A 15,204-nucleotide genomic window follows, 5' to 3' on the forward strand; every position below is an offset into this window, starting at 1 on the left:
GCCCTGTGGCGACTATATCTAGTTTACTATAAAGCTGTCCTAGAAGGACGGGGCTTGTATCCGATTTTTTTTCGGTCAGAAAATGTGGAATTGGGTAATTGGGTAATTGGGTAATTGGGTAATTGGGTAATTAGGAAAGATTCTTCCTTGTTCCCTATTCCCTGTTCTCCAGGACTTACGCACAGGTCAGGGAATAATGAACCATCGAAGCAAGCGAAAGCTGCAGCAAAGCCTCCCCAAGAGGAGCGAAGATCACAAATAAGAGAGGCTTTGGGAGATATTTTGCGTAAGTCCTATTCCCTAAATAACAACTGACGTTAAAAAGTAATAATTTATGACTACTATGCTCAATAACACGAGTTTCCCACTACCCAGTTTGACAGTGAACCAAAATTTTGAACAGCAAAGAATTATTAGGCCAATTACTGCTGCTACCCTGTACGGTATCGCTTTTACCGAAAATAGACTCATTGCTATTGATACAATTAAAGGTCATTTATTAGAAATTGACCCCCTCAGCGATAACAGCAAAATTATCAATCCCCACCAAGTCCGTGAATTTAAGGAAGTTACCGGGTTAGCTATGTCGCAAGGTTATCTCTGGGTAACTCGTGGTAATAGTGTCTACTCTTGCAAATTCGCCTCTTTAGGTTTAGAACATTTTGTGACTTTACCATACCCTGCTGACGGGGTTGCTGTTTGGGAATCTACCGTTTATGTCAGTTGTCAAAGACTTGGCTATATTTTAATTTTTGACCGTGATACCCGCAGGGAAATCACTAGATTTTACGCCCCTGGTGTCGGCATAGAAAATTTAGCAGTGACAAAAGAAACTCTGTGGATATGCGATCGCACGGAACAAACTGTTTACTCTATGGATAGGGCAACCGGGGAAGTCCGTTTCAGTGTTCTTACTCCTTTTGATTCCCCAACGGGTATCGCTGTTTATGGACAGGATGAGGCAGGTAAAGATCGTCTGTATGTGGCATACTCTAGTGAAGAACCTTACATCCGCGATAACCCTAATGCTGATCCCTGTTATGAGTTAACATACCGCGATCGCACATTCATTCATGCTCTACAATATCATTACCAGGAGGATAAACGCTACGCACTTTCTAATGGTTATCTCATAGAAATGTCTTATCTTGAGGAAATTTCCCCCCTTGATGAGGTTTATTTAAGCGATATAGAATGGCGTATTGCCCTACCCTCAGAAACGGAACGGCAAAAAGTTAAGCAAGTTGAAGCGATTGGCTTACCCTTCACAGAAGAAATCATTGACGGACAAAGGGTAGCGGTTTTTAAATTTGACACCCTCACCCCCGGAGAACGCCACATATTTGGCTGGAAAGCACTTGTGGAAGTGTGGAGTATTAAATATCGCATTACTCCCAGAGACGTGGAAAAGTTACCAGAACTGCCACCAGAATTAAAAACTCGCTATCTGGTAGATGATGATGATTTAGCAATGGATACGGATATTGTGATCCGTGCGGCCAAGACAGCTATCGGTTCAGAAACTAACTTGTTACGGAAAATGTACAGTATCCGCAACTACGTCTATGATCAATTATCCTATGGTATTAAACCCCATATTGATTCGCCAGATGTGGTTTTAGAGCGTGGTGTTGGTTCCTGTGGAGAATATGTGGGTGTATTACTGGCACTTTGTCGCTTGAATGGTATTCCTTGTCGCACCGTTGGTAGATATAAATGTCCAGTTTATGCTGAACATCAGGGAGTTCCCCTCCAACCCGATTTTAATCATGTTTGGTTAGAATTTTATATTCCCGGTATGGGTTGGTTGCCCATGGAATCTAATCCTGATGATCTCGAAGAAGGTGGACCATATCCTACACGCTTTTTCATGGGTTTATGCTGGTATCATATCGAAATTGGCAAAGGTATATCCTTTGAAACTTTAAGCCAGAATGGAGTTCGCTTGACTAAAGAAGATATTTCACTAGGTGATTTAGCTATTAACCATATTCGGTTTACAATCCTGAAAGAATTACCGCCTTTTTAAGGTTATTTTTCCTTTCTTCCGGTCTTTTTCTCGTTCCCAGTCTCCAGACTGGGAGTCCACCGGGAGGTTCTAAGCCATTATGCTTATGCTCTGCGTGGGAATGGAAATCCAGGAAAATATAGGAGGTAAGCTGTACTGCATTTAATTTGTACAATTATAGCGGGCAGAATGCCCACACCACAAGATTTGGCCATAAAGATTTGGCCATATTAGAATTGTACAATTTAGCTGCGTAACGGTTGACATTAGGACTGTTAAGTGAGAGAAATTACGTTGGGGATAATTGCAGCTTAGTGGCTGTTCTACAGCTTTGCGGCATATTTCCTGATAGTAAATAGTAATAATGATGCACGGGAGAGAGTGGTAATATGAGCAACCCTAGTAATTCCGGTAAGATAAAATTTGGTACTGATGGATGGCGCGGAATTATTGCTGATGATTTTACTTTTCCAAATGTGCGGAAAGTAACCAGGGCGATCGCTAGTTATCTGGAAACTGCCTATACTAAGGACAGACCTGTTTTAATCGCCTACGATACCAGGTTTTTAGCCGACGAGTTCGCCCAAACATCTGCCGCAGTTTTAGCAGATTTGGGTTGGAATGTACAAATTACTGACCGGGATTGTCCCACCCCAGTAATTGCCTACAATGCCCGTCTCCTCAATTCTGCAGGGGCTTTGATGTTTACTGCTAGTCATAATCCTGCACCTTATTGTGGGATTAAATATATACCCGATTATGCAGGTCCGGCAACTCCAGAAATTACTGATACTATTGTCGCCAATATAGAAACGGCATCCGATGAATTACCTGGAAGTAACCCATCTGGTACAATTTCTACTTTTGATCCCAAACCCGATTATTTGCATTTTATCTACACCTTGTTGGATGTGGAAAAAATTAAAAGTGCAAATTTAAAGGTCAAATATGATGCCCTTTATTCTACCTCTCGTGGTTATTTAGATGAAGTCCTGCAACAGTGTGGTTGTCAATTAGAAAGTTTCCACACCTGGCGAGATGTGCTTTTTGGGGGTGGTATGCCTGAACCCAAAGGGGAACAGTTAGTTGAGTTGGTGGCCGCTGTCAAGGCTGATCATGCGGATTTGGGTTTGGCTACCGATGGTGATAGCGATCGCTTTGGTATTGTTGATGAACAAGGTAATGTCCTCACTCCCAACACAGTTTTGTTACTCCTAGCACGACATTTGATTAAAAACAAGGGTAAAAGCGGTGCGATCGTTCGGACTGTGGCAACTACGCACTTATTAGATAATTTTGCAGCTAAGTATGGGCTGGAAATTTATGAAACTGCGGTGGGTTTTAAATACATTGGTGAGAAAATGCGGGAAACCGCCGTTTTGATTGGTGGGGAAGAATCTGGTGGTTTAAGTATCATTGGCCATATTCCTGAAAAAGATGGGGTTTTAGCAGATATGCTAGTGGCTGAAGCGATCGCTTATGAAGGTAAGCCTTTAAGTCAGTTGGTACAGGAAGCTATAGCCGAAGCGGATGGTCCTTTGTATAACAATCGCTTAGATTTACACCTCACAGAAGCTCATAAAATCGCTGTGATTGATAGTTATACTCAAAATCCCCCCTCAGAAGTGGCAGGAATTAAGGTGAAAGAGGTGGGAAGGAAAGATGGTATTAAACTCTATTTAGAAGAGGGTAGCTGGGTGTTACTGCGTCCTTCTGGTACAGAACCTTTGGTGAGGGTGTACATGGAAACTAACTCACCAGAAAAACTTAGTCAGATTGCTAAATTCATGGAAGGTGAAATCGCTAAGTTAGCATAGAACCCCACCCCTAACCCCTCCCCGCAAACGAGGAGGGGGATGATATTTATTTAAAGATTTAAGTTATGATATTCAAAATATTGGCCAATTTTTTAATATTACTAATTATAGCTGTTTGGGTAGTAGCGATCGCTCTCATTTCTGTCCAAAATGCTACTCCTGTATCTTTAAAGTTTTTGGTTTTTCAATCAATACAAATTCCCTTTGGGTTAATGTTAGCTTTTGCTGTGGCCGTCGGTTTGTTAGCTACAGCCGTTTTACAGCCTCTTTGGGAGTTGGGAGAGTCCCAATCTGGAATAGATGAAGATGCCGAGTTTTTTGTTGATGATGAGGATTTTTAGAAGTTTCTCAATAAATACAGCAGTTTCCGATATTAAGAAATAATGTATCTATTCTTTAGTGCTAAGATATTGGTAAAGTAAACAACTAACTAATTTAAAGTTATGGTTACTCAACCTCTAACGCTAAGTACATCAGAGGTCATCTACCCAGACAGTGATGGACAACCAATAGCTAATAATACAGAACAGTTTCGTTGGATATTAGTTATTCAACAAAATTTAGATTGGTTATTTGCAGATAACCCTGATGTTTTTGTGGCTGGTGATTTATTTTGGTATCCCATAGAAGGGAAAAATTATATAGTCAATGCACCAGATGTTATGGTTGTATTTGGACGACCAAAAGGTAAACGCGGTTCTTATTTACAATGGCAAGAAAATCATATTGCCCCCCAGGTGGTTTTTGAAATTCTTTCTCCTAGTAATTCCCAAACCGAAATGGAGAGGAAATTGATATTTTATGAAAGACATGGAGTAGAAGAATATTATATTTACAATCCTCAAAACAATCAGTTGAAAGGATGGTTAAAAACGGAAGATGGTTTAGATGTCATTTCAGAAATAGAAAATTGGGTTAGTCCCAGGTTAGGAATTAAGTTTGATTTATCAGGGGAAGAATTACAAATTTATCGTCCCGATGGTAATAGATTTTCTTCATATCTGGAAATTTGCCAACTTCTAGAACAAGCAGAAACAGCATTAGCCGCAGAAAGGAGAAAAACGCAACTTTTAGCTGAAAAATTAAAGGCTTTAGGTGTGAATCCTGATGAACTAGAGTGATAATAAAAAACAAAAATAGTCGGTTAAAACCGACTTTTGCTTTTAGTTATTCTGGATAGCGTTTTGATGTATGCAGTATTCGCAGAACTTCTACAGATTCTTCCTTAACTCGGTAAATCAGAATATAGGGTGAATTAGAAATTATCAATTCTCTTGTACCTTCAACTCTGCCATTTTTACCCATAAAGGGATAATTTTGTAATTGATTAGCAGCATTTTGAATCTTTAATATTAATTCCTGTGCTGCGGTAGGATTATCTTGAAAAACGTAGTTACGCGCTTGTTCTAAGTTACGCAGCGCCCGACGTAGCCATTTAACCTGCATTTGTTAGCCTTGCAAATGTCCTTTTTACTTCTTCATCACTGGCAAAATCTCCAGCATCTGCTTCAGCAATACCTTTTTGGATTTCTTCGATTTGCCATTGATACATCTCTAAATAAGCGTTGACTGCTTCATTGAGAATATAACTTCTATCTCTGTTTATGCCTTTTGCTAATGCGTCTATAGCCGCTTTTTTGCTGCTGTCTATTCTAAATGTAATATTTTCTTTACTCATGGGTTTGTGATCATCATTCGTATTGCATGATATTATATAATATAACAATGTTAGATATTTAGTAAAAACTTTTGGCTTACGATAATATTTGCCGATACCTCACGGATACTTACCCTTTATCTTTTGTGCAATGGTTAATTGCAGAAGATATAAATGAAATTGAGGTGCTACCTACCGAGTTACCTATTAACCCCATTCGTGCTGATGCGTTGTTTCGACTACCGAAATTAAACCGCATTTTGCATTTGGAAATTCAAACTACACCAAAATCTGATACTCCCCTACCTGTGAGAATGTTAGATTATTGGTTGAGGATTTATCGTAAATATTTGTGTCCTATACAACAGGTGGTAATTTTTCTCAAAGAAACAAATTCACCTGATGTTTTTGTTGATAGATTGATAGTGGGGAATACACGACATCAATATCAAGTAATTAGAGTATGGGAAGAAGACAGCGAAACACTTTTAAAATCTCCTGCTTTATTACCTTTGGCAGTTTTAGCCAAGACAGATGAACCAAATAAGTTACTTCAGCAAGTTGCTTTAGAAATAGATAAAATAGAAGAACAAGCGCAACAAAATACTATAGCAGCTTGTGTGGAATTATTGGCTGGTTTAAAGTTTGAGAAACAGTTGATTAAACAATATTTTCGGGAGGAAACTATGGAAGAATCTGTGATTTATCAGGAGATTATTAACCGTGGGAAGTTAGAGATTATTTCCCGTTTGTTGAAACGTCGTATTGGCGATATTTCCGCAAAATTGGAGTCACAAATTAAAGAGTTATCTGGTGAAAAGTTAGATGAGCTTTCGGAAGCTATTTTGGATTTTTCACAACCTGATGATTTGGTAAATTGGATAGCGAATCAAAGTTAAAATATTTTCTCACGCAAAGAAGAAAAGATATTTTTCATGAGTCGGTTTTCACCGACTTTTGCTTTTAGACTCTTAATTTATTCCCTGGATATCAGAAATGTTTAATTTTGTTACGCTATCTTGTGCTATTTATACAAGATTATTGTATACTAAAGGCATAACTATTTAGTAAATCAGGCTACATTAAAAATGCAAGCATCAGAAACTAAGCTCAGAGAGATTATTCAAGGTGATAAACAATATATTGTACCTTTATTTCAACGTCCGTACAGTTGGAAAAAATCCCAGTGGGAAGCATTATGGAATGATATTTTAGAATTATGTAATACGGAAAATCCTCGTCCTCATTTTATGGGTTCTATTGTGACTATACCAGTTTCTGGATTGCCAGAAGGAGTCAGCAAATATTTATTAATTGATGGACAACAAAGATTAACTACTATTTTTATTCTGTTTTCGGCTTTGCGAGATCAAGTTAAAGATACTAATAAGCAATTAGCAGAAGAATTACATAATAAATTTCTTATTAATCAATATCAGCAAGATCCTGAAATTTATAAATTACAACCTACTCAAGTAGACAGAGAATCATTTTATAGTTTGATCAATTCATTAGATAATTCAGTACATAATATTGATAAAAATGCCCCAATTATTAAAAAATGCTATTTATTTTTTGATAGGAAAATTAGACAAAGTAATCTGGAATTTGGGAGAATAAAGCAAGTAATTTCTAGTTATTTATCTATTGTGAGCGTTGTTTTAAGCACAGAAGATAATCCTTATTTAGTCTTTGAAAGTCTCAATGCTAAAGGTGAACCTTTAACACAAGCTGATTTAATTCGTAACTATTTCTTCATGAGAATTAATACAGATAATCAAGACAATGCTTATAAAAAATATTGGCTACCAATGCAAGAAACTCTAAATGATAATGATAATTTAACAGAGTTTATCAGGCATTACTTAACAAAAGATGGTTTGGAAATTAAGAAAGATCAAGTTTATTTTGAAATTAAAGAAAGAATGAGTAAAAGTGAAGCTCTTTCTTATTTACAAAATTTATATAAATTTTCAGAATATTATGCAAAACTTTTAGATCCTGAAAAAGAGGATAATTTAAAAATTCGTCGGTTTCTAGAAAGAATCAACCGTTTAGAAATAGCTACTGTTTATCCTTTTTTACTTAATTGTTATCATGATTATGAAGAAAATAAACTTTCAGAAGCAGATTTTATTTCTGTTTTGCAGATTTTAGAAAATTTCATTATTCGCCGATTTGTTTGTAATGTTCAAACCAGGGGATTAAATAGAATCTTTTCTGTACTGTATTCTCAAGTTAGCAAAGCAAGTAATTTAGCTCATGCTGATTTTGTGGAAAGATTAAAACTAGATTTACAAAATCGTGATTATCCCAAAGATACAGAATTTCAGAAAGGTTTATTGGATGTTAAATTATACGGTACTGGACGTTCTAAAAAAGGTCAATTAATTTTAAAATCTATTGAAGAATCTTTTAATCATAAAGAACAGGTCATTTTGGATGGACTGGAGATTGAACATATTATGCCACAAACTATAAATAAATGGTGGCAACAACACTTAGGCGAAGATTGGGGGATAACTCATGATTTACTACTTCATTCTTTGGGTAATCTAACTATTACAGCTTACAATGGTGAATTATATAATTTGGAATTTGTTGAGAAAAAAGAAATATTGATTAATAGTCATTTAGAAATCAATAAATACTTTGAAAATCAAGAAACTTGGAAAAGAGAGGATATAGAAAAAAGAAGTTTAGATTTATCTGAGATAGTTTTACAAATTTGGCCTTACTTTGGTAATGAAAATCTGATCATTTCATCCAAAAGTAAATTAACTGGTATAACTCCCAAAAAACTAAAAATTTTTGGTAAGGAATATCCTGTCAAAAGTTGGCGGGATGTTTTAGAAACAACTTTAAATGCGATCGCTGATTTAGAACCAGATAAATTTAAAGATATTATGGAACAATTTCCCCGTTTTATTAGTAGAGATGGAAAAGAATTTCGGGATACGAGAAAATTAGAAAATGGGGTGTTCATTAATGTAAATTTATCAGCGAGGGATATTAATGCTTTTTGTATTAAAGCTATCGAAACCGCAGAACTTTCTACAGAAGAATGGGAAGTAGAAACCACAAGTTAATTTATGTTATGTATCATTTCCCAAAACCCTTATTTTCCTCTTTTGCTCCTTAGCGTCTTTGCGGGAAACAAAAAAAGAGCGATGGCGCAAAGCACCCACCGTAAGCGATCGCGCATCAACAACCTTTAACTAAATATTCACTCCTATGAATTGAAAAGCCTGTTTAATACTTAAACTCATTGGTAATTTTTGTTCCTTTGCATATAATTCCGCCGCTTTACCATAAGCAGATAACATTTCTCGGCTGTTTTCCACCTGTCCATCTTGACTTTTAATATTCAGCAATACCCAACCTAAATTATGATAAGCTTCAGCATAACCAGGATTATATTTAATCGCTTTTTCCAGACATAACCTTGCCTTCTGCAACTCTCCTACCTGGCCATATAAAGTACCGAGACGAAATAAAACAAAAGCCTGAACGGCTTGGGGTTCAGTAAACTTTTGTAAAAAATTCTCATAGATTTGAATAGCACTTTGATAACCTTGTAAATTTTCCTGAGTAATGCCATAATTAATTAACACCCATCCAGGAACTAACTTGTGACTGCTGGCTTGTTGAAAACTAGTTAAGGCCTCATTCCATAAATCCTGACTACATTGTTTCCAAGCCTTTAAACCCCAAGCTAAAGCACTATCAGGCACCTGATTAATAAATTCCTCAATTCTTCTATCTACATCATTAACCTGTTTAGTAAAAACGGCTTTTTCCAAAGCTAGAATCAAATAAGGATATAGCCAAGGTAAATGATCATAGTTATTATTATAGTTATTATTTTGGATTTGCTGTGATTTAAAAATTCCTTGTGTGGCTGCACGAATGGCTAATTTCCATTGTTGTTGCTGTATATATATCCAAGCTTGTAAACCCAACGCAAACGTACAATCAGGCTGTAACTGTAATGCTTGATTGACTGTATTTTCCGCCATTTTTAAATTACCAGCTTTACCTAAAGCCCACGCCAAATTAGTCTGTATCCACACTTGTTCAGGAGATAATTTAACCCCTTTTTCTAGATTTTTAACTGCTTCTTGCCAATTTTTTTGCCGACAATTAATCAACCCTAAAACTCCATAACCTCTACCGTCATTTGGTTGTAATTGAATAGCTTTTTTTGCCGCTATTTCTGCTTGTTGATCATCAACATATATTTGTAATAATGCTAGTTCTACCGCTGCTTCTCCATGATCTGGTGCAACTTGCAAATATTTTTGATATGCTTGAACAGCATCAACTAATTGACCTTGTTTGACTAATTCTTTAGCCCGTTGATGTTGAGGAGTGACAAATTTACCTTGAAGTGCATTAATTAATTCATCAGCCGTTTGAAATCTATCCTCTACCCTAAATTGCATTCCTGTGAGAATAACTTTTTCCATTAAAAAACTTAAATCAGAGCGTAGTTGTCGGGGTGATATTAATTTATCCACGGAACTACCTTGTAAAAAAGCACTAGCTCTATCCGTAGCTTCTATTGGTAATTTCCCAGTCAATAATTCATACATTGATGCACATAAGGCATAAAGGTCTGTACTAGGAAAACGCTTACTTTTTTGAATATATTGTTCATAAGGTGCATATCCAGGAGTTAATATTCGCGTCATATCCCCAGTTTGACCGGCAATAAATTCTCTAGCTGCACCAAAATCAATTAATACGGCTTTATCCGGGGGAACAATAATAATATTTTCGGGTTTGATGTCTCGATGTAGTAAATTATGACTATGAATAACTTTTAAAGCCCCAGCAATTTGCACAAAATAATTTTTAATTTGATTTTCCGCCAGTATCCCTGTTTCTAGTAAGATTTTATCTAATGATTTACCAACAAGTAATTCCATTATCATGTATGCGGTATCATTTTCTGTAAACCACTCATAAATTCTGACGATATGAGGATGAACACATTTTTGTAAATAATTAGCCTCTACCTGGAACTGTTGTAGTTGTTGTTGACGCTGTACGGGAGTAATGGACATAGGCCACAAAACCGTATTACCTTGTCTAGCAGCATTTTCTGGCCATAGTTCTTTAATAGCGACTTTGGTAGAATTGGAGATATAAGTGGCTGTGTATGTAATACCAAACCCACCTTGTCCTAATATGTTATCTATTCTATATCTGCCATTTCCTAATAATGTTCCCGGTGATAAATGCAGATTTGATGTAGTCGCAGAAGAGGTTAAAGGTGTACCGCAAGCGATACAGCTACTTTGATGATCATCGTTGTCAGTCAGACAGGTTGGACATTGAATAGACATAATCGGTAATGGGTAATGGTCAGTAATCTAGGTATTAACTAAAAATTGTAATGCTAACAGGGTAGCATTATCAGATGCACCACGTTCTAAAACTTTATTGATAGTCAAATTCACTGATGTTTGTAAGTTTTGATCATGATCAATGGTGAAAATTTCCTCTAGTTCGTTTTTAGAAACAACATCCCAAACACCATCAGAACATAATAAAAGAATATCTTGATGTGCTAGTTGCATAGATAATTCTGGGGTAGTTTGTTTGAGATTTTGGACGTAACCATCACTTAATCTGCGTTTTGTACCGATGGATTTTATCAGCACATTTCTATCTGGATGTTCTAAACTTTGGCTTGGTGTAATTTGTCCACTAGCTACTAACATAGCCACAAGCGAATGATCTTCGCTGAGTTGTTTTATTTCTCCTTGACGTAGTAAATAAATGCGACTATCACCAACATGACTAATTATTAATTGTTGGGATCTGGCAAAAATAACGCTTAGGGTTGTTCCTCCTTCCTTAACTTGATTAGATACTGTTTCGTTAGCTTGAGTAAATAAGTTTGTTAACCATTCCTGGTATTGTTCTATATTTGGATATTCGGGAAAAATTGCTGTCTCTAAAACTGTTTTTATTGCCAATTTACTAGCTATTTCTCCTTGGGACATTCCCCCCATACCATCAGCTATAGCCCCTAAAATCATAGTTTCTGTATCACTGATTTTTTGGTATTTAATGCCATAGTTGTCTTCATTTTTTAACCTATTTATTGATAAGCCAACCGTAGAACTGCTGGCTATTTCCCAGTTAATCTTTGGTGTGCTGATTTCTTGACGGGTGTTAACTAATATTTGTAGGAGTTGTTCTAATGTAAATCTTTCTTGTGGTAGGGTAGATAAGCAAATTTTGAGAATTTGATGGATAATAGGAATAGGACTAATTTCTATTTCTTCCCTTTGGTCTGTTGGTAATGTTTGTTTGTGAATTATCTGATATAATAATGCTGCAACTGTATAACTACTCATTGTTTCTTGAATAGGACTTTTACAGTATGCTAATTCAGGATCACAATAATTTCCCACCAGTCCAGAAGTGAGAATTTCATTCACAGGATAGGCATTGGTCAGGTCGAAAAATTCTATGGGTGTTCCTATTTTAATAAATTGCGGTAAGATGTTAATAACACACCATTCTCTTTGAGATATATAGCGGAATAATTGACAAATTTGCCCGGTAATTAATAATGATTCTTCTAAAGTGTGTTCAGTTTTTAACCAAGTTTCTAAGGTTTGATTTTCCCTGGGAAGGTAGGTAAGAATTAGCAGTTTTTGATTTGATATATTGGTGCTAATTGCTGTTTCTGGATAATATTCCTCTGCTAAATATTCCTCTGCTAAATATTCTGAAGCTGTATCTATTTCTACAATAGGAGAAATGGTAGTTTCAATTTCTGGTGTATTTTGTGGTTTAATATCAAATTTAATATCAAATTTAATATCAAATTTAATATCAATAGTTATATTGTCTTCGCTGTGTGCCAGTAGTTCGGTAATTAGTTTGTAATCACCTAGTTTTTTTCTCAGTTCCAGTTCTCGGTTGAGTGCGCTGTCAATTGCACCTATTCTCAGTAAACCGGGTTTTTCTGATGCGATATTGACCTGAAAATAATCAATATTAGGTGTGAGTTGTCCTAAATAGGAAATGATTTCTATTTGCAGGTTTTGCAGTTGAAAACAGATGTTTTCTTTAATTATTAATGGGTTTTGATTTGTGGGTTCATTCATGGATTTATAAGAATTATAGTAGTGAATTGCGGGCAAGACTTGTACTGAGCAGTTCGACAAGCTCACTGTAACACTTGTCGTTCGCGTAGCGTGGCGTTAGCCATAGTATGCCCACTCCACCAGAGAATCTTTTTGATTTTTTTAGCCGGCTTCAAAGAGAAATCTAACTTTACCAAAGGCTATTTCATCACCCGAATTTAAGGGTGTGGGTATGGTAATTCTAGCACTAAAGCGAGTTTGTCCTGGTGCTTTGATAAATACTCCGTTGGTAGAACCTAAGTCTTTGATTTTCCATGTTCCTAATTCTTGATAAATTTCCGCATGATTGCGAGAAACTGTTTCTCCACCGAAAAATTGTTCTAAATCAATTTCTACTGGTCCTGTGTCTGGATCAAATATGCCCACAATAGCGTTATTATCTATGATAAATTCTGGTATGGGGGCCTTTGTTTGTTTGGATGTTAGTTTGGCTTTGGTAAATGTGTTGGTAATTGGGGGATAGTTGGGTTGTGGTGTGGTTGGTTGAATGACTGTAGGCGCTAAAGTTGGTTCTATTTTTGGTTGTGGTGTGATTGTGATTTGTGCTATGGTTTGTAGTTCTGAACCGCAAGCATTACAAAATCCTGAATTGTCTAAATTTTGATCATAGCCGCAAACTGTACAGGTAATCATTGTGTTTTTCTCCTCGTTTTTAATTATTAATCTTTTTTCGCACCCAGACAATTACAATTATTAGATAAGCTGTTACGCACCTAAATTGTATAATCCTAAAATAGTTAAATCTTGTGGGGTGGGCATCTTGCCCGCCAGACTTATCCTAAAATAGTTAAATCTTGTGGGGTGGGCATCTTGCCCGCCAGACTTATCCTAAAATAGTTAAATCTTGTGGGGTGGGCATCTTGCCCGCCAGACTTATCCTAAAATAGTTAAATCTTGTGGGGTGGGCATCTTGCCCGCCAGACTTATCCTAAAATAGTTAAATCTTGTGGGGTGGGCATCTTGCCCGCCAGACTTATCCTAAAATAGTTAAATCTTGTGGGGTGGGCATCTTGCCCGCCAGACTTATCCTAAAATAGTTAAATCTTGTGGGGTGGGCATCTTGCCCGCCAGACTTATACAAATTAAATACACAACAGCTTATTAGATATTTGAATCAGTCTCACTCCTAACTTCTGCTATATTTACGTTCCTGTGAGTTTTCTCATTTCTGCTTCTGAAAGCATTTCGTTAATATCATCCCCCATTTTTACGGTTTTACCTTTTGCCCCCATTTTTACGGTTTTCCGAGTTCCATCGGATATTTTTCGGGTTTTTCGCAGTTCTTCCTGGGCGTTGTTTAAGGATTCGGTCATGTCTTTATTGCCGATTTTTACGGTCATGCGGCGGGCTGTTTCTAATATTTGTTCGGCTTTTTGTGGATCTTGTTCCGCTATTTTTGTGGCTTGGTTGACGAGGTTGGCTATGTTGCATTGTTGTACATAATCCATGACTTCTTGATTGACTTGGGCTGCATTTTGTTGTCCAGGAATGAATTGGATAATTAGGTTCTCTGGTGGTAGTTCACCACGGATTTTTTGTCCAGGTATATCATAAGTCATTCCCACCTGGGCGATACGCACACGACCAGCGGGGCGATTATTAATGGTAAATTCTAGGATAAATATGGTTTCGTCATTAGCGATCGCATTTCCTATAGGATGAGGATCTTGATTAATAGGAAACTCGGCTTGGGTCGGGTAAGCCCGAACTATGCGAGTCAATTCCACACCTTTGACTGTTTTCACTGTTAGAGCTAAGTTGGTGATAACCTCTTGTTGGGCTTGGCTATATTCGTCTATAATTTTATCGGGTAAGTCGAGGATAGAAATTTGTGTACCTATGGCTTTTCCCGGAACTATATAAAGTAATTTTCCCCCTGTAGTATCGCTAAGATGGGTAAGTAAGTCTTCATTAAATTCTCCCACTCCCAATGCGGTAATGGGGATATTATTAGTGGCGAAATTACTAGAAATTGACCGACATTGATCCTCATCAAATGTTTGTCCGTCCGTAAATAACAAAGTCCGTCTGACTGTCATTTGTTGTTCACTTAAAATATCATAAGCAGTACGTAATCCTAGTCCCATGCGTGTACCACCAGAAAATTCCCGAAGTTTCTCAATGGCCGTTTCTATGTGGTTGATTTCTGTCGCACTGGTTAAACCAATAATTTGGGAAGCATGATCATCAAATTGGACTATAGCAATGCGATCGCTAGTTGTCAATTTTCCTGAACGCACTAATGCTAATAAGGATTCAATGACTAGATCTATTTTCGATTTTCCACCGATAACCTTTTCATATTTTTTACCATCCTGTTCATAAATAATACCCGTTGGTTTTGACTCTCCTAATATTAGCTCATACATTGATCCACTAGTATCAATGACAAAGGTAAAGGTTGTGGAGGGACGACTGGTAGCTATATCTTTGGTGGGACGTAATTTCAACATCACAAATAATTTTTGTGCTGCTGTATCTGCTGGCATAAATTCCCGGTGGGGAGTAATATTAATGTTAATATTATTCTGCATTTTTCTTTCCTAATTGAAT

General features: G+C 36.8%; 12 protein-coding genes. 6 read left to right on the top strand and 6 right to left on the bottom strand.

Annotation, left to right across the window (positions count from 1 at the left end):
- The first annotated feature begins 343 nt into the window (after nucleotides 1–343).
- From H6F39_RS00345 to H6F39_RS00360, 4 genes are all read left to right on the top strand, one after another.
- Nucleotides 344–2,029: a transglutaminase domain-containing protein gene (locus H6F39_RS00345; protein ID WP_190371407.1), complete on the top strand. Its 1,686-nt coding sequence runs from the start codon at nucleotides 344–346 to the stop codon at nucleotides 2,027–2,029.
- A 368-nt stretch (nucleotides 2,030–2,397) separates the two neighbouring features.
- The gene (locus H6F39_RS00350; protein WP_137907744.1) at nucleotides 2,398–3,825 is read left to right on the top strand and encodes a phosphoglucomutase/phosphomannomutase family protein; all 1,428 of its coding nucleotides are present in this window, start codon (nucleotides 2,398–2,400) and stop codon (nucleotides 3,823–3,825) included.
- A 65-nt stretch (nucleotides 3,826–3,890) separates the two neighbouring features.
- The gene (locus H6F39_RS00355) at nucleotides 3,891–4,166 is read left to right on the top strand and encodes a lipopolysaccharide assembly protein LapA domain-containing protein (RefSeq protein WP_137907743.1); all 276 of its coding nucleotides are present in this window, start codon (nucleotides 3,891–3,893) and stop codon (nucleotides 4,164–4,166) included.
- 102 nt (nucleotides 4,167–4,268) lie between these two features.
- The gene (locus H6F39_RS00360) at nucleotides 4,269–4,946 is read left to right on the top strand and encodes a Uma2 family endonuclease (protein WP_137907742.1); all 678 of its coding nucleotides are present in this window, start codon (nucleotides 4,269–4,271) and stop codon (nucleotides 4,944–4,946) included.
- Between the two features lie 46 nt (nucleotides 4,947–4,992).
- On the opposite strand, the gene H6F39_RS00365 is transcribed toward H6F39_RS00360, so the two are convergent.
- Entirely contained in the window at nucleotides 4,993–5,271 is a 279-nt protein-coding gene (locus H6F39_RS00365) for a type II toxin-antitoxin system RelE/ParE family toxin (RefSeq protein ID WP_190396018.1), read from the bottom strand.
- Entirely contained in the window at nucleotides 5,261–5,503 is a 243-nt protein-coding gene (locus H6F39_RS00370) for a CopG family ribbon-helix-helix protein (protein WP_190396019.1), read from the bottom strand. The genes H6F39_RS00365 and H6F39_RS00370 overlap by 11 nt, the downstream gene beginning before the upstream one ends.
- Nucleotides 5,504–5,574: 71 nt before the next feature.
- Here H6F39_RS00370 and H6F39_RS00375 point away from each other — a divergent pair, with 71 nt between their 5' ends.
- Together H6F39_RS00375 and H6F39_RS00380 are read left to right on the top strand one after the other, a co-directional pair.
- On the top strand, nucleotides 5,575–6,381 hold the full coding sequence (locus tag H6F39_RS00375) for a DUF4351 domain-containing protein (RefSeq protein ID WP_190371379.1): 807 nt from the start codon (nucleotides 5,575–5,577) through the stop codon (nucleotides 6,379–6,381).
- Nucleotides 6,382–6,570: 189 nt separating this feature from the next.
- On the top strand, nucleotides 6,571–8,571 hold the full coding sequence (locus tag H6F39_RS00380) for a DUF262 domain-containing protein (protein ID WP_190396020.1): 2,001 nt from the start codon (nucleotides 6,571–6,573) through the stop codon (nucleotides 8,569–8,571).
- A 129-nt stretch (nucleotides 8,572–8,700) separates the two neighbouring features.
- On the opposite strand, the gene H6F39_RS00385 is transcribed toward H6F39_RS00380, so the two are convergent.
- From H6F39_RS00385 to H6F39_RS00400, 4 genes are all read right to left on the bottom strand, one after another.
- Complete coding sequence (locus tag H6F39_RS00385; RefSeq protein WP_190396021.1) at nucleotides 8,701–10,833, bottom strand: protein kinase; 2,133 nt, start codon at nucleotides 10,831–10,833, stop codon at nucleotides 8,701–8,703.
- 27 nt (nucleotides 10,834–10,860) lie between these two features.
- Nucleotides 10,861–12,612, bottom strand: coding sequence for a PP2C family serine/threonine-protein phosphatase (locus tag H6F39_RS00390; protein ID WP_190396022.1), 1,752 nt, complete (start codon nucleotides 12,610–12,612; stop codon nucleotides 10,861–10,863).
- A 141-nt stretch (nucleotides 12,613–12,753) separates the two neighbouring features.
- A complete protein-coding gene (locus H6F39_RS00395; RefSeq protein WP_137907737.1) occupies nucleotides 12,754–13,284 on the bottom strand; it encodes an FHA domain-containing protein in 531 nt (176 codons plus the stop codon).
- 509 nt (nucleotides 13,285–13,793) lie between these two features.
- Nucleotides 13,794–15,185 carry a VWA domain-containing protein gene (locus H6F39_RS00400; RefSeq protein WP_137908038.1) on the bottom strand — a complete coding sequence of 464 codons (1,392 nt, stop codon included), beginning with the start codon at nucleotides 15,183–15,185 and terminating at the stop codon, nucleotides 13,794–13,796.
- Nucleotides 15,186–15,204 lie beyond the last annotated feature (19 nt).

The organism is Dolichospermum sp. FACHB-1250 (assembly GCF_014696335.1).
Taxonomy (GTDB): Bacteria; Cyanobacteriota; Cyanobacteriia; order Cyanobacteriales; family Nostocaceae; genus Dolichospermum; species Dolichospermum planctonicum.